The 18,569-nt window shown below is 71.3% G+C and carries 13 protein-coding genes; 9 read left to right on the plus strand and 4 right to left on the minus strand.

Going from position 1 to position 18,569, the window contains the following annotated elements; all coding sequences use genetic code 11:
• Window positions 1–25 precede the first annotated feature (25 nt).
• Window positions 26–877 carry a helix-turn-helix transcriptional regulator gene (locus tag RPQ07_RS25050; RefSeq protein ID WP_313946425.1) on the plus strand — a complete coding sequence of 284 codons (852 nt, stop codon included), beginning with the start codon at window positions 26–28 and terminating at the stop codon, window positions 875–877.
• Between the two features lie 1,018 nt (window positions 878–1,895).
• Here the strand turns inward: RPQ07_RS25050 and RPQ07_RS25055 are convergent.
• The gene (locus tag RPQ07_RS25055) at window positions 1,896–3,323 is read right to left on the minus strand and encodes an MFS transporter (protein ID WP_313946426.1); all 1,428 of its coding nucleotides are present in this window, start codon (window positions 3,321–3,323) and stop codon (window positions 1,896–1,898) included.
• A 52-nt stretch (window positions 3,324–3,375) separates the two neighbouring features.
• Between RPQ07_RS25055 and dusB the strand changes: the two genes are divergently transcribed.
• The gene (gene dusB, locus RPQ07_RS25060; RefSeq protein ID WP_313946427.1) at window positions 3,376–4,533 is read left to right on the plus strand and encodes a tRNA dihydrouridine synthase DusB; all 1,158 of its coding nucleotides are present in this window, start codon (window positions 3,376–3,378) and stop codon (window positions 4,531–4,533) included.
• Window positions 4,534–4,617: 84 nt separating this feature from the next.
• Here dusB and RPQ07_RS25065 read toward each other — a convergent pair whose 3' ends face one another.
• A complete protein-coding gene (locus RPQ07_RS25065; RefSeq protein WP_313946428.1) occupies window positions 4,618–5,370 on the minus strand; it encodes a GntR family transcriptional regulator in 753 nt (250 codons plus the stop codon).
• A 253-nt stretch (window positions 5,371–5,623) separates the two neighbouring features.
• Here RPQ07_RS25065 and RPQ07_RS25070 point away from each other — a divergent pair, with 253 nt between their 5' ends.
• The 7 genes from RPQ07_RS25070 to RPQ07_RS25100 all read left to right on the plus strand — a co-directional run bounded on the left by RPQ07_RS25070 (window position 5,624) and on the right by RPQ07_RS25100 (window position 15,024).
• On the plus strand, window positions 5,624–6,766 hold the full coding sequence (locus RPQ07_RS25070; protein WP_313946429.1) for an ABC transporter substrate-binding protein: 1,143 nt from the start codon (window positions 5,624–5,626) through the stop codon (window positions 6,764–6,766).
• Window positions 6,766–7,662: an ABC transporter permease gene (locus RPQ07_RS25075; protein WP_313946430.1), complete on the plus strand. Its 897-nt coding sequence runs from the start codon at window positions 6,766–6,768 to the stop codon at window positions 7,660–7,662. The genes RPQ07_RS25070 and RPQ07_RS25075 overlap by 1 nt, the downstream gene beginning before the upstream one ends.
• Window positions 7,650–8,582 (plus strand): ABC transporter permease, encoded by a 933-nt coding sequence (locus RPQ07_RS25080; protein ID WP_313946431.1) that lies wholly within the window; start codon window positions 7,650–7,652, stop codon window positions 8,580–8,582. The genes RPQ07_RS25075 and RPQ07_RS25080 overlap by 13 nt, the downstream gene beginning before the upstream one ends.
• Before the next feature lie 2 nt (window positions 8,583–8,584).
• Complete coding sequence (locus RPQ07_RS25085) at window positions 8,585–9,694, plus strand: ABC transporter ATP-binding protein (RefSeq protein WP_313946432.1); 1,110 nt, start codon at window positions 8,585–8,587, stop codon at window positions 9,692–9,694.
• Complete coding sequence (locus tag RPQ07_RS25090) at window positions 9,691–10,419, plus strand: HAD family phosphatase (RefSeq protein ID WP_313946433.1); 729 nt, start codon at window positions 9,691–9,693, stop codon at window positions 10,417–10,419. The genes RPQ07_RS25085 and RPQ07_RS25090 overlap by 4 nt, the downstream gene beginning before the upstream one ends.
• 341 nt (window positions 10,420–10,760) lie before the next feature.
• Complete coding sequence (gene ppdK / locus RPQ07_RS25095) at window positions 10,761–13,478, plus strand: pyruvate, phosphate dikinase (protein WP_313946434.1); 2,718 nt, start codon at window positions 10,761–10,763, stop codon at window positions 13,476–13,478.
• Between the two features lie 553 nt (window positions 13,479–14,031).
• Window positions 14,032–15,024 (plus strand): winged helix-turn-helix domain-containing protein, encoded by a 993-nt coding sequence (locus tag RPQ07_RS25100; RefSeq protein ID WP_313946435.1) that lies wholly within the window; start codon window positions 14,032–14,034, stop codon window positions 15,022–15,024.
• A 62-nt stretch (window positions 15,025–15,086) separates the two neighbouring features.
• Here RPQ07_RS25100 and RPQ07_RS25105 read toward each other — a convergent pair whose 3' ends face one another.
• A complete protein-coding gene (locus tag RPQ07_RS25105) occupies window positions 15,087–16,244 on the minus strand; it encodes a PhoX family protein (protein ID WP_313946436.1) in 1,158 nt (385 codons plus the stop codon).
• 220 nt (window positions 16,245–16,464) lie between these two features.
• On the minus strand, window positions 16,465–18,438 hold the full coding sequence (locus tag RPQ07_RS25110; RefSeq protein ID WP_313946437.1) for an APC family permease: 1,974 nt from the start codon (window positions 18,436–18,438) through the stop codon (window positions 16,465–16,467).
• Window positions 18,439–18,569 lie beyond the last annotated feature (131 nt).

An 18,569-nucleotide genomic window follows, 5' to 3' on the forward strand; every position in this document is an offset into this window, starting at 1 on the left:
CTGAGCCGTTCGGCACCCTGGGGGTATGACGACGATGGTGCAGGAGTCCGACGTACGACGGCACGAGCTCGCGGGCTTTCTGCGCAGCCGTCGCGAGCGGATCACCCCGGAGCAGGTGGGTCTGCCGCGCGGGCGCCGCAGGCGCACCCCCGGGCTGCGCCGCGAGGAGGTCGCCCAGCTCTCGGCCGTGGGCGTCACCTGGTACACGTGGCTGGAGCAGGCGAGGGACATCCAGGTGTCGCCCCAGGTGCTCGACGCGATCGCACGGGCGTTGCTGCTCGACTCCAGCGAGCGCAGCCATCTCTTCGCGCTGGCGGGCGCGTCCGACCCGGCGCCGGGCACGCCCTGCCCCACGGTCACCCCGGGACTGCGGCAGATGCTGGAGCAGTTGGAGCCGATTCCGGCGTGCATCCAGAACAGCCGGTACGACATCCTCGCCCACAACCGGACGTACGGGCGGCTGCTGTGCGATCTCGACGCCCTGCCGCCGGAGGACCGCAACTGCATGGTGCTGGCCTTCTCCAACGAGGACTGGCGGTCGGCGGTCGTGGACCTCGCGGCGTCGAACCGGATGATGGCGGCGAAGTTCCGGGCGTCGATGGCGGAGCATCTGGCCGAGCCGGCGTGGAAGGCGCTGCTGGCACGGCTGGAGTCGTCGCGGGAGTTCCGCGAGGTGTGGGCGCGACACGAGGTGGTCGGCCAGGGCGGCAAGACGAAGCACATCGACAACGCGCACGTCGGTCTGCTGCACCTGGAGCACAACAACCTCTGGCTCGGCCCGAAGGCGGGCCCCCGGCTGGTGACGTACGTCCCGCTGGACGCGGTGTCCCGTGAACGGCTGGAGAAGCTCCAGGCGTTGGCGTCCGCGGAGGTCTGACACGCCGCCGAGCGGCGGCCGGGCAGGGGGCGCGGCGGTGCGGCCGCCGCCGCGGGGACGTTCCGCCGCTCGCTTCCGGAGCCTCGGAGGTGGCCGGTGTCGCACCGGACGTATGGCGCGTGCGGAGCCCGGTCGCGAGGCGCCGCATGCTCCTCGCGATCGGCTGGGCCGAACGGGCGGACCGCCGGTCCCGGGCCTCGTGAGCGCATCTTCGACGGGGCCCGCACGGCTACCGGATCACGCCCCTGCCCGACCGCGTCGGACGCCCGCGACACCGGCAGCCGGTCAGGGTCGGACCCTGGCCCGCGCACTGGGCCCGGCGGAGCCGTGCCAGAAGCCCTGCACGGCCGAGTCCCGCGTCCGTGGCGCAGTCGGGTCGGGTCCCGCGCCCGCAGCGCCGGTCACGGCCGGGCTTTCGGCCGCGCGCGGGTCAGGGCGGACCGTGCCAACAGCGCTGGTCAGTCGCCCAGCCGGTCATGCGCCCGCGGCACTGTCGGACCGGGTCCCGCGCCCGCAGTACGGGGCAGCCGGCCGTGACGGGCAGACCCCTGCCCGCCGCGTCGGTCAGCCGGTCACGACAGGGCCCCCGGCCCGCCGGTCACGGCCGGGCTTTCGGCCGCGCGCGGGTCAGGGCGGACCGTGCCAACAGCGCTGGTCAGTCGCCCAGCCGGTCATGCGCCCGCGGCACTGTCGGACCGGGTCCCGCGCCCGCAGTACGGGGCAGCCGGCCGTGACGGGCAGACCCCCGCCCGCCGCGTCGGTCAGCCGGTCACGACCGGACCTCCGGCCCGCCGCGTCGGTCACCGGTCTCGACCGGGCCCCCGGTCAGCCGGTCACGACCGGACCCCGGCCCGCCCGTCTCGACCGGACCCCCGCCCGCCGCGTCGGCCCGCCGGTCACGACCGGGCCCCCGGCCCGCCGGTCACGACCGGGCCCCCGGCCCGCCGGTCACGACCAGACCCCCCGGCCCGCCGGTCACGACCAGACCCCCCGGCCCGCCGGTCTCGACCGGACCCCCTCACACATCCGCCACCGACCGCTCCGGCTCCCGGTCCGCCGCGCCCAGTCGTTCCGCCGTCCTCCGGGCCGTCTCGCGGGCCCAGGGGCCGCTCGTCAGGACCCCGACCACCAGCACGCATACACCGCAGCCGGTGAGGATCCACCAGGCCGGGCGGCTGGCCGGGACGAAGTCCGTGGCGTACGTCGCCGTGGAGACGCCCGCGGCCAGGACGGCCCCGATCACGGCGACGCCGAGCGTCTGGCCGATCTGCCGGCTGGTCGAGGCGACGGCGGCGGCCACGCCCGCCTGGGCGCGTGGCATCCCGGAGACCGCGGTGTTGGTGATCGGCGCGTTCACCATGCCGAAGCCGAGTCCGAACAGGACGAAGCCCACGAAGAGCAGCACTTCCGAGGTCTCCGCCTCGAACGCGGCGAACAGCAGCCCGCTCGCGGCCATCGTGATCCCCGCGATCACCAGCGGGAGGCGTGGGCCCCGGCTCGCCACCAGCCGCCCCGACAGGGGTGCGCAGACGAGGGTGAGCCCCGCCATCGGCAGCATGTACAGCCCCGCGTGCAGGGCGGACATACCGCGGACCTCCTGGAGGTAGAGCGTGTTGATGAAGAGGAACCCGGCCAGGGAGGCGAAGGCGCAGACGGCGACGACCGTGGCTCCGCTGAACGGGGCGCTGCGGAAGAAGCGCAGGTCGATGAGGGGTTCGTGGCGCCTCGGCTCGTACAGCAGCACACCGGCCAGCGCGACGGCGGCGACCACGGCGAACACGATGCTCGACTCGATGATCGCGTAGGTGAGCGAGGCGAGGAGGGTGATGACGAGCAGCTGCCCGACCGGGTCGGCCCGGCGGGGCTTCGGCGCGCGGGACTCCGGGACGTAGCGCCAGGTCAGCAGCAGAGCGATCAGACCGACCGGCAGATTGACCCAGAAGATCGAACGCCAGCCGACGGTGTCCACGAGCACTCCGCCGACGATCGGGCCCGCGGCCATGGAGATGCCGACGACGCCGCCCCACACACCGATCGCGCGGGCGCGTTCGCGCGCGTCGGTGAAGGTGTTGGTGATGATCGACATGGCGACCGGGTTGAGCATCGAGCCGCCGACGGCCTGGACCATGCGGAACGCGACCAGCGATTCGAGGTTCGGGGCGATCGAGCACAGCAGCGAGCCCAGGGTGAACATCACGAGCCCGGCCTTGAAGACCCGGCGGCGGCCGATCCGGTCAGCGGTGGAACCGGCGAGCATCAGCAGCGACGCGAGGACGAGCGTGTACGCGTCGATCGTCCACTGCATCCCGGACACGGAGGCGTGCATCTCCTTGCTGATGGAGGGCAGCGCCACATTGAGGATCGTGTTGTCGAGGGAGACGATCAGCAGGCTCATGCAGCAGATCGCCAGGATGAGCAGCCGCCGTCGTGATGTGAGCTCGGACATACGTCGATAGTACGGTTAACTAACGACTCCGGACGTGCGCGACAATGGGCGAATGACCACGCTCGCCCCGTCTCCCGCGTCCCTCGCGAAGCTCTCGATCGGCCCGTACTCCGTACAGCCGCCGGTCGTGCTCGCGCCCATGGCCGGCATCACGAATGCTCCGTTCCGCACCCTCTGCCGGGAGTTCTCCGGCGGCAAGGGACTCTTCGTGAGCGAGATGATCACGACGCGGGCGCTGGTCGAGCGCAACGAGAAGACGATGCAGCTGATCCACTTCGACGCGAGCGAGACGCCGCGGTCGATCCAGCTGTACGGCGTGGACCCGGCCACCGTCGGCAAGGCGGTCCGCATGATCGTGGACGAGAACCTCGCCGACCACATCGACCTCAACTTCGGCTGCCCCGTGCCCAAGGTGACCCGCAAGGGCGGCGGCTCCGCCCTGCCCTACAAGCGGCCGCTGCTGCGCGCCATCCTGCACGAGGCGGTCACGGGCGCCGGCGACCTCCCCGTGACGATGAAGATGCGCAAGGGCATCGACGACGACCACATCACCTTCCTCGACGCCGGACGGATCGCGGTCGACGAGGGCGTGACGGCGATCGCGCTGCACGGCCGCACGGCCGCGCAGCACTACGGCGGTACGGCGGACTGGGACGCGATCGCACGCCTCAAGGAGCACGTCCCGGAGATCCCGGTGCTCGGCAACGGCGACATCTGGTCGGCGGACGACGCGCTGCGGATGGTGCGCGAGACGGGCTGCGACGGTGTCGTCGTGGGGCGCGGCTGCCTGGGCCGGCCCTGGCTCTTCGGCGACCTGGTCGCGGCCTTCGAGGGCACGGGGTCGTACGCGACACCCACCCTGCGCGAGGTCGCCGCGGTGATGCGACGGCACGCGGAGCTGCTGGGGGAGTGGATCGGCGACGAGACACGCGGAGTCATCGACTTCCGCAAGCACGTGGCCTGGTACCTCAAGGGCTTCGCGGTCGGCTCCGAGATGCGCAAGAAGCTGGCGATCACGTCCTCGCTGGCGGAACTGGACGCCCAGCTGGCCGAGTTGGACCTCGACCAGCCGTGGCCCGTGGGCGCGGACGGCCCGCGCGGCCGTACGTCGGGCAACAACCGCGTCGTCCTGCCGGACGGCTGGCTCAAGGACCCCTACGACTGCGCGGGCATCAGCGCGGACGCGGAACTGGACACCTCGGGCGGCTGAGGCCCGCGTTGTCCGGCCTGATCCGAGCGGCAGGCCGGACGACAGGTCGGGCGACCGGTCCGCGCTGTCGGTGAACGGCCCGTCCTAGCCGTCCAGTTGGCCCGCGTGGCGCGACAGCGGCGCCGTGTCCGACGAGTTGCTCACGCTGAACGTCACGCTGCCCGCCACATAACGGTCGTCCGTCCACTCGATGGCCCGGCCCGTCGCCGTGGACGACACATGCCGCTGCCGCAGCAGGGGACTGCCCCGGCGCACCCGCAGCATCCGCGCGTCGACGCTGCCCGCGGACACCGCGTCGATGAGGTGCTCGCCGTAGTGGGCGACGATGTCGTGCGTCCCGGCGATGCTGTTCATGATCGACGAGCAGTCCTCGGGCAGCTCCTCGACGGCGGGTGCGACCCAGGGCGCGTACGCGGTGCGCTCCAGCATCGCCGGCTCGCCGTCCAGCAGCCGCAGGCGCAGCACATGGAGGATCGCGGACCCGGTCGGTACCGAGAGCCGGGAGGCCTCCGTGGGCGTGGCGGGCCGGCGCACCCGGGTCAGGATGCGGCTGGCGACCTCGTAGCCCTGCGAATCGGCCCACTGGGCGAAACTGTTCAACTCCGCGAAGCTGTGGCGCCGTTCGTGCCGGAGCACGATTCTGCGCGCACCCTGGCGGGATCCGATCAGGCCCTCGGAGGCGAGGACGGCGACGGCCTGGCGCACGGTACCGCGCGAGGCGGACCAGCGGTCGGCGAGGTCGCTCTCCGAGGGGAGTTGGGCCCCGACCGGATACTCGCCGCCGAGGATCGATCCCCGCAGCGCTTCCGCGATCTCCAGATAACGCGCCGTGCCCACGCGAACGTCCTCCGTGCCCCGAAACTGTGCGCAGTCGGTTGCGCTGGGTTCCGCTTCCCTCCTCACCCTAACCGTGTCCGGGCGCGGCCGTACCCACGCGCTGCAACCGACCATGACCTTTGGTGAGGTGGCTTTGTCTCTTCCGTCGCCCGATCCCCGGCGGTCATGCGGCGTTCATGGCCCGGACAGGTCATCCGGGCGAACTGAGCTCAGCTTGTTCAGACAAGTTCTCACTTAGTCTCCGGGAGAGACCGTGTTCAGACCTACCCGCCCCGTCGCCGCCGCCCTGCTCGGCGCCGCGGTGCTCACCACCGTCACGGCCTGCGGTGCCGCGCCCGACAATGCGGCCGCGGGCAGCGTGGGGGCGAAGGCCAGTGCCTCCGCCGCCGACTTCGGCGGTATGCAGGCGCTCGTCGAGGCCGCGGAGAAGGAGGGCGAGCTGAACGTCATCGCCCTCCCGCCGGACTGGGCCAACTACGGCGAGATCATCAAGGCCTTCGAGGCCAAGTACAAGATCAAGGTCAACAGCGAGAACCCCGACGCCGCCAGCGCCGACGAGATCGCGGCCGTCAAGGCCCGCAAGGGCCAGAAGCGCGCCCCCGACGTCCTGGACCTGGGCATCGCCTTCGCGCGCAGCGGCGCCGCCGAGAACCTCTTCGCGCCGTACAAGGTCGAGGCCTTCGACAAGATCCCCGCGGAGCAGAAGGACGCGCAGGCCCGCTGGTACAACGACTACGGCGGCTATGTCTCCATCGGCTGCGACGCCAAGCGGATCAAGAACTGCCCGCAGACCTTCGCCGACCTGCTCAAGCCCGAGTACAAGGGCAAGGTCGCGCTGAACGGCAACCCGACCAAGTCCGGTTCGGCCTTCGGCGGGGTGTACGCGGCCGCTCTCGCCGGCAAGGGCACGTTCGGCGACATCCAGCCCGGCATCGACTACTTCGCCGAGCTGAAGAAGCGCGGCAACTTCATCCCCGTCGAGTCCACGCCGGCCACGGTCGAGAAGGGCGAGACCCCGATCAGCATCGACTGGGACTACCTCAACGCCGGCTACGCCGACCAGTTCCGCGGCAAGGGCGTCGACTGGAAGGTCGCCGTCCCCTCCGACGGCGTCTACGCCCAGTACTACTCGCAGGCCATCAACAAGCAGGCCCCCCACCCCGCCGCCGCCCGGCTGTGGATGGAGTTCCTCTACAGCACCGAGGGCCAGAACCTCTGGCTGAAGGGCTACGCCCGCCCCGTGCTGCTGCCCGTCATGACCGCCGGCGGCACCGCCGACAAGTCCTTCGTCGCCAAGCTCCCGCAGGTCGAGGGCACACCCACGTTCCCCTCGTCCGCCGAACTCGACAAGGCCAAGGCCGTACTCGCCGAGAAGTGGGACAAGGCCCTCTCCTGATGTCCGTGACTCTTCCGTCCTCCACCCGGACCGCCGGCGGTGTGCGCCGCCGGCGGCGCGGGCCCGGCAGCGGGCTCGCGGTCCTGCCGCTGCTGCTGTTCACCGGGCTGTGCTTCGGGCTCCCGTTCGGGGCCGTGCTGTACGGCGCGGTCACCCGCACCGACGCGACGACCGGCGGCTCCTCGCTCACCGGTGAGCACGTCCGCCGCTCGCTCCAGGGCCCCTACCTGGACTCCCTCGCCGGCAGTGTGCAGCTCTCCGGGCTCACCGCGGTGATCGGTTCGCTGGCAGGACTGTTCATCGCGCAGGCCGTCGTCACCTCACGCCGGCAGTGGCTGCGCAGCGCCACGCTCACCGCATCGGGTGTCCTGGCCAACTTCGGCGGCGTACCGCTGGCGTTCGCCTTCATCGCGACCGCCGGCATCTCCGGCGTGCTCACACAGCTCGCCGACCTGGACAGCCTCGGCTGGAACCTGTACTCCTTCACCGGACTCAGCGTGGTCTACCTCTACTTCCTCACCCCGCTGATGGTGCTGACGATCGTGCCCGCGCTCGACGGGCTGCGGCCCCAGTGGCGGGAGGCGGCGCAGAACACCGGAGCGAGCACCTGGCAGTACTGGCGGATGGTGGGACTGCCCGTCCTCGCCCCGTCGCTGCTCGGCGGCTTCGTCCTGCTGTTCGGCAGCGCGTTCGCCGCGCACGCCACCGCCGCCGCCCTGGTCGGCGGGTCCGTGCCGCTGGTCACGCTGAAGATCGCGGACGCGCTCTCCGGCAATGTGCTGGTCGGCCAGGAGAACGTGGCCCTCGCCCTCAGCCTCGACATGATCCTGATCGCCGGGCTGGTCATGGCGGTCTATCTCCCCCTTCAGCGACGGAGTGCCCGATGGCTGCGCTGACCCCCACCGCACCGGCCGACCCGGTCGCCCCCCTCGTGCCGGAGAAGGCACCGTCCGCGACGCGGCGGCGTCGCGCCGGGAGGCCCCGGGTGTGGCGCGGGTTCGTGCTGGGCCTGGCGGGCCTGTACTTCCTGGTGCCGCTCGCCGCCTCGTTCGTCTTCACCGTGCACACCCCCGGGCAGGGCATCTCGTTCCAGGCGTACACCGGCATCCTCGGCGCCGAGGGCTTCACCGACAGCCTGCTGCTCTCCCTCGGGCTCGCCGCCGCCACCATCGCCCTGGTGCTGCTGCTCGCGGTGCCCGCGCTGGTCGCCGTACGGCTCGGAGCGCCGAAGCTGCGGCCGCTCGTCGAGGTCGTGTGCATGCTGCCGCTGGTGGTGCCGCCGATCGCGCTGGTCACCGGCATGGGCACGGTGCTGCGCTGGGGGCCCGAGCATCTGTCGCGCACCCCGCTCTACCAGACGTTCCTCGCCGTCCAGAACGAGAGCTTCCCGCTCGTCCTCGTCCTCGCGTACACCGTGCTGGCGCTGCCGTTCGTGTACCGCTCACTGGACGCGGGGCTGCGCGCCGTCGACGTGCCGACGCTGGTCGAGGCCGCCCGCAACTGCGGGGCGAACTGGCCGCAGGTGATCGGCCGGGTCGTGCTGCCCAATCTGCGCACCTCGCTGGCCGGGGCCGCGTTCCTCACCCTGGCCCTGGTGCTCGGCGAGTTCACGATCGCCGCCCTGCTCGGCTTCCAGCCGTTCGCGGTGTGGATCGTCACCGTCTCCGGATCGCAGGCCCGGATGTCGGTGGCCGTGTCCATCCTCAGCCTTCTGATCACCTGGGCGCTGCTGCTCCTCCTGTCCCGTGCGGGCAACGGCAGCCGCAGCGTGGGCTCCGTACCCGCTGCCGCCCCCGCCTCCAGCAAGGAGTCCTGACCATGTCCGCACCCACCGCACCCACCGCATCACCCGTGGCCGTGGCCGGCGAGGTCGCCGCCGGCGCGGGTGCGCGCGTCGAATTCCGCGGTCTGCGCCGGGCGTTCGGCTCCACCGTCGCCCTCGACGGTCTCGACCTGACCGTCGAGCCCGGCGAACTGCTCGCCCTCCTCGGCCCCTCGGGCTGCGGCAAGACCACCGCGCTGCGGGTCGTCGCCGGCTTCGAACAGCCCGACGCGGGCGAGGTGTCGGTCGACGGCGAGGACATCACCCGGGTGCCGGCGAACCGCCGGGACGCCGGGATGGTGTTCCAGTCGTACAGCCTCTTCCCCAACCTCAGCGCCCGTGACAACGTCGCCTTCGGCATGCGGGTGCGCAAGGTGCCCGCCGCCCGGCGGAACGCCCGCGCCGCCGAACTCCTCGCCCTCGTCGGCCTGCCTGAGCACGGCGGCCGCTACCCGCACCAGATGTCGGGCGGCCAGCAGCAGCGGGTCGCGCTCGCCCGCGCCCTGGCGCTCGAACCGCGTGTGCTGTTGCTCGACGAGCCGCTGTCCGCGCTGGACGCCAAGGTGCGGCTCAGCCTGCGCGAGGAGATCCGGCGGCTTCAGCTGTCGCTCGGCATCACCACGATCTTCGTCACGCACGACCAGGAGGAGGCCCTGTCCATGGCGGACCGCGTCGCCGTCCTGAACGCGGGACGGCTGGAGCAGTGCGCGGCGCCCGCCGAGCTGTACCAGCACCCCGCGACGGCGTTCGTCGCCGAGTTCGTCGGCACCATGAACCGGCTGCCCGGTTTGACGACCGGCGGCGGCCTGGTGGAGGTCGCGGGCGCCGCACTGCCGGTGGACGGCGATCCGCCGGTCACGGCCGGTGCGGTCGAGGTGCTCGTACGCCCCGAGAATGTCTTCGTCGTCGCGGACCCGGAGGGTGAGGCCACCGTCGTCTCCGCGTCCTTCTTCGGCTCGGTCACCCGGGTCCTGCTCGATCTGCCGGGCGGCGGATCGGTCAAGGCGGATCTGCCCTCTCGGGAGGCGGCCTCGCTCACCCCCGGCACCCGCGCGCGCATGTCGCTGGCGGAGCGTCCCGTCCTCGTCGTGCCGGCGGCGCCGTGACCCCGGGCGCCCCGGCCCGTCCCGCGGCCGTCCTCTTCGACATGGACGGCACCCTCGTCGACACGGAGGTGCTGTGGTGGGAGGCGGCCGAGGAGGTCGCCGCCTCGGTCGGGCACCGGCTGGGTGCCGCGGACGCACCCGAGGTCGTCGGCCGCGCCGTCCAGGACACGGCCGCTCATCTGATGCGGGTGGCCCTCCCCGGTTCCGGGGTGTCTCTCAGTGCCACCGAGGCGGCCGACGCGCTGACCCACGCCTTCCACCGGCGGGTGGCGGCGGGGGCCCCGCTGCGTCCAGGAGTCCGCCGGCTGCTGGCCGAACTGGAACGGTGCGATGTGCCGTTCGCCCTGGTCAGCGCCTCGCCGCGGCTGGTCGTGGACTGTGTGGTGCAGGGGGCGCTGGCCCGGGTGCCCTTCTCCTTCACCCTGTCCGCCGACGACACCGCGCGGACCAAGCCGCACCCGGATCCCTACCGGGCGGCGGCTGAGCGCTTCGGGGCCGACCCCGGGGCCTGTGTGGCGGTGGAGGACTCGCCGGACGGGAGTGCCTCGGCGCAGGCCGCGGGATGCCCGGTGCTCGTGGTGCCCTCGTTGCTTCCGGTGCCCGAATCAGCAGGTCGGGTCTTCGCCGAGAGCCTGGAGGAGGTGGACCTGGAGGTGCTGAGCCGATGTGTTGCGGCGTGTTCCGCGGGTCCGGATGATGGGACCGGACGGTCTTCGGCCGCGTGATTCTCGCCACCCTTGATAGGGGTGCCGCTCAGATGAGCGATTTGGTGGCGACTGCATCTCTCGGAAGGGTGGCACCGAGTGCCACCCTTCATGGGTTCACCCGATTGCGAGAATCATCGCTCTCCGTCGATGGTTCGCCGCATTCTCGTCGCCGAGAGTGGTGATGTGTTCAGGGCTTGAAAGGTTGCCGATCGCGCGTCGGCTGCCCGGTCACTTTCGATCTGGTGGCGGACGAGTGGTTACGGCCGTATGACGGCCAAGTGGACGTACCCAGGCGCCTTCGATCTGGGTATGTTCCTGGCCGTCAGGGCAGCCACCGCGTCCTCGAGGAGTCGAGACCCGTGTCGGAAAACAAAGATCCCCACGTAGCGAAGTTCGTCTACGACTTCACCGAGGGCAACAGGGATTTGAAGGACCTCCTCGGCGGCAAGGGTGCGAACCTCGCCGAGATGACCAACCTCGGCCTTCCCGTCCCTCCGGGCTTCACCATCACCACCGAGGCGTGCAAGGTCTACCTGGACAGCGGCGAGGAGCCGGCGGCTCTGCGCGACGAGGTGAGTGCGCACCTCGACGCCCTCGAGCAGAAGATGGGCAAGAAGCTCGGCCAGGCCGACAACCCGCTTCTGGTGTCGGTGCGTTCGGGCGCGAAGTTCTCCATGCCCGGCATGATGGACACCGTCCTCAACATCGGCCTCTCCGACAAGTCGGTCGAGGGCCTGGCCCAGCAGGCCGGCGACGAGCGCTTCGCGTGGGACTCCTACCGCCGCCTCATCCAGATGTTCGGCAAGACGGTGCTCGGTGTCGACGGCGAGCTCTTCGAGGAGGCCCTCGACGACGCCAAGACCGCCAAGAAGGTCACCATCGACACCGACCTCGACGCCGGCGATCTGAAGAAGCTGGTCAAGCAGTTCAAGAAGATCGTCAAGACCGAGGCCGGGCGCGACTTCCCGCAGGACCCCCGCGAGCAGATGGACCTCGCGATCCGCTCGGTCTTCGAGTCGTGGAACACCGACCGCGCCAAGCTCTACCGCCGCCAGGAGCGCATCCCCGGCGACCTCGGCACCGCGGTCAACATCTGCTCCATGGTGTTCGGCAACCTCGGCCCCGACTCCGGCACGGGCGTCGCCTTCACCCGTGACCCCGCCAGCGGCCACCAGGGCGTCTACGGCGACTACTTGCAGAACGCGCAGGGCGAGGACGTCGTCGCGGGCATCCGCAACACCGTCCCGCTCGCCGAGCTGGAGCAGATCGACAAGAAGTCGTACGACCAGCTGATGCAGATCATGGAGACCCTCGAGACGCACTACAAGGACCTGTGCGACATCGAGTTCACCATCGAGAGCGGCCAGCTGTGGATGCTGCAGACCCGCGTCGGCAAGCGCACCGCCGGCGCCGCGTTCCGCATCGCCACGCAGCTCGTCGACCAGGGGCTGATCGACGAGGCCGAGGCCCTCCAGCGGGTCAACGGCGCCCAGCTCGCGCAGCTGATGTTCCCCCGCTTCGACGACCAGGCGAAGACGGAACTCCTCGGCCGCGGTATCGCCGCGTCCCCGGGTGCCGCGGTCGGCAAGGCGGTCTTCGACTCCTACACCGCGGTGAAGTGGTCGCGTTCGGGCGAGAAGGTCATTCTCATCCGCCGCGAGACCAACCCCGACGACCTCGACGGCATGATCGCCGCGGAGGGCATCCTGACCTCCCGCGGCGGCAAGACCTCGCACGCCGCCGTCGTCGCCCGCGGCATGGGCAAGACCTGTGTCTGCGGCGCCGAGGAGCTCGAGGTCGACACCAAGCGCCGCCGGATGACCGTGAACGGCACGGTCATCGAGGAGGGCGACGTCGTCTCCATCGACGGCTCCACCGGCAAGGTGTACGTCGGCGAGGTGCCGGTCGTACCGTCCCCGGTCGTCGAGTACTTCGAGGGCCGGATGCACGCCGGCGCGGACGACGCCGACGAACTCGTCGCCGCCGTGCACCGGGTGATGGCCTACGCGGACCGGGTGCGCCGGCTGCGCGTGCGGGCCAACGCCGACAACGCCGAGGACGCGCTGCGCGCCCGCCGGTTCGGCGCCCAGGGCATCGGCCTGTGCCGCACCGAGCACATGTTCCTCGGTGAGCGCCGCGAGATGGTCGAGAAGCTGATCCTCGCCGACACCGACGACGAGCGCGAGAACGCTCTGGGTGCGCTGCTGCCGCTCCAGAAGAAGGACTTCATCGAGCTGTTCGAGGCGATGGACGGACTGCCCGTCACCGTCCGGCTGCTCGACCCGCCGCTGCACGAGTTCCTCCCCGACATCACCGAACTGTCGGTGCGCGTCGCGCTCGCCGAGGCCCGCAAGGACCACAACGAGAACGACCTGCGGCTGCTCCAGGCCGTGCACAAGCTCCACGAGCAGAACCCGATGCTGGGCCTGCGCGGCGTCCGCCTCGGTCTCGTCATCCCCGGTCTGTTCGCCATGCAGGTACGGGCGATCGCCGAGGCCGCGGCCGAGCGCAAGAACGCCAAGGGTGACCCGCGCCCCGAGATCATGATCCCGCTGGTGGGCACCGTCCAGGAGCTGGAGATCGTGCGCGAGGAGGCCGACCGGGTCATCGCCGAGGTGCAGGCCGCCACGGGGACCGACCTGCGGCTGACCATCGGCACGATGATCGAGCTGCCGCGTGCCGCGCTCACCGCCGGTCAGATCGCCGAGGCCGCCCAGTTCTTCTCCTTCGGGACGAACGACCTCACGCAGACGGTCTGGGGCTTTTCCCGCGACGACGTGGAGGCCTCGTTCTTCACCGCGTACCTGGAGAAGGGCATCTTCGGGGTCTCCCCGTTCGAGACCATCGACAAGGACGGCGTCGGCTCGCTCGTCCGCAACGCGGTCGAGGCCGGCCGGGCCACCCGCCCGGACCTCAAGCTCGGCGTCTGCGGTGAGCACGGCGGCGACCCGGAGTCGGTGCACTTCTTCCACGAGGTGGGCCTCGACTACGTGTCCTGCTCGCCGTTCCGTATCCCGGTGGCGCGCCTGGAGGCAGGCCGTGCGGCGGCCGTCTCGAAGGGCAGCGACTCCCGCTAGGGACTTAAGGACCCCGGAGCCGACACCGGTCCTCCTCGGGCGCCTCCCGGCGCCCGTGGGGGGAGCCGGCATCCCACCCTCACCGACCCGGTGGAGGCTCCGGAACACCGAGAAGGGGCGGGCGCCTTGTGCGGGGCGCCCGCCCCTTCTGCTGTGCCTGCACGGCCCCGGTGGGCCGTCCCCTTCTTTCAGTACTTTCACAAAGTCCCTGAGCAATTGTGGATGTTGCCGGCCAGCGAATTCCCGCCATTGGTTCAGCAAACAACGGGCGGAGCGCGGCCCGCGGATCCCCATCCGCCGACCGCGCCCCATTACCCACGCCGGGCAGGGAGCCGCACCGACTGTCGCCCGCCGCCGGACACGCAAAGCCCCCCACGGCCTTCGCTGTGTCCATCGGTGACAGTTGGTTCCTGTCCGACGCCGTACAGCCTTTCGGTTCGCACCCGGCTCCGGCGAGACATTTCAACTGTGGCTGAAACACCGTGGTAACCGGCTGTGATTGCATGCATACTCGGTGATCGGGGCCGATTGCGTGTGCAACAGTGGGGGTTCAGTGCTTCGTATCCATTTCACCGGTGACGACCTCGCCAGAGTGCGGATGGCGACGAAACCGGATGTGTTGTGGGAAACGATTCTCAGCTTTCACCGATTGAGAGAGCGCCGACGTGCGCTGATGTTCGGGGAATGGCGCTCGGAAACGCGGGCCAGGTTGAATGGTGAAACAAGCCTGCTGGCCGCTCTGGTGCCGACGCGGGGCTATTTCCCCGACTTTCTGACGCCTCCGGAAGGAAGCCTCGGACTCGACTCCGGACTCGAAGTGATTCGTGCCACATCGCCGGCGCGACTGTATACGGAACTGGGGCTCGTGGCCGCCGGCCGCACCCCCGCTCCGGAGCTGACGGGCCGTCTCGCCGCCCTCGCCGAGGGACGGCCCGAGCCGCTCGTCCGGCTCGTGTCGGTGCTCCGCAGCTACCACCGCGCCGCCATCGAGCCGTACTGGCCGCAGATCCAGGCGAGGGTCGAGGCGGACCGCGCGGTGCGCGGGCGGGCACTGCTCGACGGAGGCGCGGGCGAACTGCTCGACTCGCTTCCCCCGGTGCTCCGTTGGCGTGCCCCGGTCCTGGAGGCGGACTATCCCGTCGACCGTGATCTGTACCTCGACGGCCGGGGCCTGCTGCTCCAGCCGTCGTTCTTCTGCCGGGGCAATCCCGTCGTCTACCGCGACCCGTCGCTCCCGCCGGTCCTCGTCTACGCGGCCGAGCACACCCCCGACCCGGTCTTCGGGGAGGCCGGCGGCCCCTCCCTCGGCCGGCTGGTCGGCCACACCCGCTCCGCCGTGCTCCAGGCCATACGGTACGGCTGCACCACCAGCGAACTGGCCCGCAGGGCAGGGGTGTCGCTCGCCTCCGCGAGCCAGCACGCCGCGGTCCTGCGGGACGCGGGTCTGGTGCTGACCCTGCGCCACGGGAACGCCGTCCTGCACACGCTCACCCCGCTGGGCGCCGCCCTGCTGAGGGGCGGCGCGCCGGCGGAGGCCGCGGGCTGAGACCCGCGGGCGGCAGGACGGCACGGTTCACACGAACCCGGCAAGGTCCGAACGGCAGGCCCCTAGGTGCGGAAGGGCCCCGTCACCTCGTAGGTGATGCCGCCCGACGACGACCCGCTCGTGCCGCGCTGGCTGGAGAAGTACAGCCGCCTGCCGTCCGGCGAGAATGCCGGACCGGTGATCTCCGACGAGGACTGGCCGTTGATCCGCAGGAACGGCGCGACCACGTCGTCCGGGGTGATCACACAGATCTCCATGGAGCCGCCGTCCTCCGCCACGAACAGATCCCCGGAGGAGGAGCCGGTGACGTTGTCCACGCCGGTCAGCGGTGCGCCGCCGCTCACCAGCGAGTCGTCGTAGGCCAGTTCGTACGTGCCGGCGGTCAGGTTCAGCTGCCAGACGCGGTTGTCGCCCTTGGTGGTGAACCACACCTTGTCGTCGGCGTAGTAGCAGCCCTCGCCGCCGTTGAACTTCTTCGAGCCCGGGACCTGGCTGCGGGTCGCCGTCGGCGAGCCGTCCGGGTCGGGGACATCGGCCCAGGTGTAGCTGCCCGAGGTCGCCGTACCGGCCTTCAGCACCTGGAGGGTGCCGGAGGAGAGGTTGCCCCAGGTGGTGGGGACGAAGCGGTACAGACAGCCGTTGGTCTCGTCCTCGGTCAGATAGACCACCTTGCGGACCGGGTCGGCCGCGGCCGCCTCGTGCTTGAACCTGCCCATCGCGTCCCGGCGCACGGCGGCGTTCACGCCCCAGGGGTCCGTCTCGTAGACGTACCCGAGGCTGACTTCCTCGCAGGACAGCCAGGTGTTCCACGGGGTCTTGCCGCCCGCGCAGTTCTGCCGGGTGCCGGACAGGATGCGGCGCGCGCCGGTGATCGCGCCGGTCGAGGAGAACGTGACCGCGCTCGCGCCGCCCGACGGGTTGATCTCCGAGTTGGAGACGTAGATCCAGCCGGTGCCGTCGGCGTAGCAGGCACCGCCGTCCGGCGCGCTGTGCCAGGTGTACGAAGTCGAGCCGACCTTCTGTCCCGAGCGGGCGATCACCCTGCTGGTGAACCCGTCGGGCAGGAGGATGCCGTTGGAGTCGGCCGGCCGGAGTGCGCCGTAGGGGCCGGGGCCCGGCTGTGCGGGATCCGCGACGGCCGCACCGCGCCACAGGGTGCCGCCGAGGGCGGCTGCCGAGGTGCCGATGACCGCTCCACGCAGGAAGTTGCGACGTTCCACGTATCGCTCCAATGGGGGGACCGCCCCGCGGTGCCGGTCGGCGCGGCGGGGTCGCGCGCTGATGGAACCTAGGAGCGCCGAATTGACGGAATGCCAACGGCCGGTGACCCGCAGCGGTCGACATGCGGCCGAGCGGGTCGAGCGGGCCGGTGGCCTCGTCGTGCGCCTCTCCCTTCACGGTGCCACCACGTCCCCGGACGGGACAGGGGGCCGGACCCGGTCAGGACAGGGGGTCGGAATCCGAGAGGCGGAACCGCAGCCGGCAGATCACCGCGTCCGTGTCCCGGCGCACCGCGTGCGCGAGCACCGCACCCCGCTGGTTCTGGAGCAGCCGCTGCCACAGCCGGTCCGGTTCCACCTCGGGTATCAGCACGGTGACCCGTGTGCCGGGGTGGTACTTGTACACCCGGCGTACGTACTCCGACACCGGCCGGCCCACCGTGCGGTGCTCCGAGTGCAGTTCCACCAGATCCACGCCCGGGTTCCACCGCTCCCAGGCCTGGCGCAGTTCCCGCAGGGCCGCGCGGTCCTCCGCGTCCCCATGGGTCACCGTCACCGCCCGTACCTCGTCACCGAGCGAGACGGCGGCGTTGAGGGCCTCGACCGTGAGCTTCGACAGATGGGATACCGGCACGACGACCAGGGAGCGTTCGCGGTGCGGGGCCTCGGGCACCCGGCCGAGACCGAGGCGCTCGCCGATCCTGCCGTAGGCCCGGTGCACCCGCTCGAAGATCAGCACCAGCGCGGGCAGCGCGACCACGATCAGCCAGGCTCCTTCGGTGAACTTGGTGGCCGTGACCACCACGGCTCCGACTCCGGTGAGGACGGCTCCGACACCGTTCAGCACCGCTCGCCCGCGCCACCCGGGCGACCGCTCGGCGCGCCAGTGGATCACCATGCCGGTCTGGCAGATGGTGAAGCCGACGAAGACACCGATCGCGAACAGCGGCACCAGCGTGTTGGTGTCGCCGCCGGACAGGACGAGCAGCAGTGCCGCGACGGCGGCGAGCGCCAGGACTCCGTGGCGGTGGACCTCACGGTCGGCCTTCAGCCGGAAGACATGGGGGAGGTAGTTGTCGCGGGCGAGCAGCGACATCAGGACGGGCAGGCCGCCGAAGGAGGTGTTGGCGGCCAGCGCCAGCAGCACGACGGTGGCGAACTGCACCACGTAGAAGGCCCAGTTGTGCCCGAGCGACGCGTCCGCGAGCTGGGCGAGCACGGTGACGCCCTCGACCGGCTGGAGGTGGAAGCGGCCGATGAGGACCGCGAGTCCGATGAGCATCACACCGAGCAGTCCGCCGAGCGCGGCCTCCGTACGCCGGGCGCGCTGTGCCGCCGGCGCCCGGAAGGACGGCACGGCGTTGGCGACGGCCTCGACGCCGGTGAGCGCGGAGCAGCCGGAGGCGAACGCCTTGATCAGCAGCAGCGCGCCGACGGTGGTGGTGTTCTCGCCCAGGACGGAGGCGTGGCCGGCGGCGGCCTCGGTGGACACCGGTGCGTCGCGGAACAGCCCCACGACGATCATGGTCAGGATCGAGCCGACGAAGACTGCGGTCGGCACGACGAACGCCCGTGCGGAGTCCACGATGCCGCGCAGATTGACGGCCGTGACCAGGACCAGGACACCGAGACACAGCACGATCCGGTCGTCGTAGAGGGCCGGGAACGCGGAGGTGAGCGCCGCGACGCCGGCCGTGACGGAGACCGCGACGTTCAGTACGTAGTCGAGGATCAGCGAGGCCGCGGCGACCAGGGAGGTGCGCCGGCCCAGATGGGTCCGGGCGACGGCGTACGAACCGCCGCCGTTCGGGAACGCGGCGATCACCTGGCGGTAGGACGCGACGAGCACCGCGAGCAGGGCGGCGATGGCGAGGGTGACGGGAAGGGTGAAGCCGAGTCCCACACCGCCGGCGGTGGCGAGGACCAGCACGATCGCCTCGGGTCCGTAGGCCACCGACGCCATCGCGTCCAGGGAGAGTGCGGCGAGCCCTTGGAGCGCGGTGAGCCGGTGCCGGTCGCCCGCCTGCCGCACGGGCGGCGGGTGCGAACCGGGAACCTCCTCGGACGGGCCGCGGGGGCCGGGCACCTCCTCGGACGGACCCGAGGGACCCGACGGACCCGAGGGACCCGACGGACCCGACGGTGCGGAGCCGGGGGAGCCGGCGGAGCCGGGAGGCGTGTTGAGGACGGTCATCGTGCGGGCACCTCCGGTCGGGAACACCTCAGCGTGCGGGCGGTCCTTTCGCGCCCCGTGCCGTCTTGTCGTGTTCCTTGCGCCCGCACCCCCGGCCTTCACGGACTCTTGACGCGCCGCGTAGCGAATCC

It is taken from the genome of Streptomyces sp. AM8-1-1 (genome assembly GCF_032229325.1).
GTDB lineage: Bacteria > Actinomycetota > Actinomycetes > Streptomycetales > Streptomycetaceae > Streptomyces > Streptomyces achmelvichensis.

Coding starts and splice junctions, on each gene's coding strand:
- RPQ07_RS25110 (WP_313946437.1), bottom strand. CDS start 18,438: ATGACCGTCCTCAACACGCCTCCCGGCTCCGCCGGCTCCCCCGGCTCC.
- RPQ07_RS25055 (WP_313946426.1), bottom strand. CDS start 3,323: ATGTCCGAGCTCACATCACGACGGCGGCTGCTCATCCTGGCGATCTGC.
- dusB (WP_313946427.1), top strand. CDS start 3,376: ATGACCACGCTCGCCCCGTCTCCCGCGTCCCTCGCGAAGCTCTCGATC.
- RPQ07_RS25050 (WP_313946425.1), top strand. CDS start 26: ATGACGACGATGGTGCAGGAGTCCGACGTACGACGGCACGAGCTCGCG.
- RPQ07_RS25085 (WP_313946432.1), top strand. CDS start 8,585: ATGTCCGCACCCACCGCACCCACCGCATCACCCGTGGCCGTGGCCGGC.
- RPQ07_RS25080 (WP_313946431.1), top strand. CDS start 7,650: ATGGCTGCGCTGACCCCCACCGCACCGGCCGACCCGGTCGCCCCCCTC.
- RPQ07_RS25075 (WP_313946430.1), top strand. CDS start 6,766: ATGTCCGTGACTCTTCCGTCCTCCACCCGGACCGCCGGCGGTGTGCGC.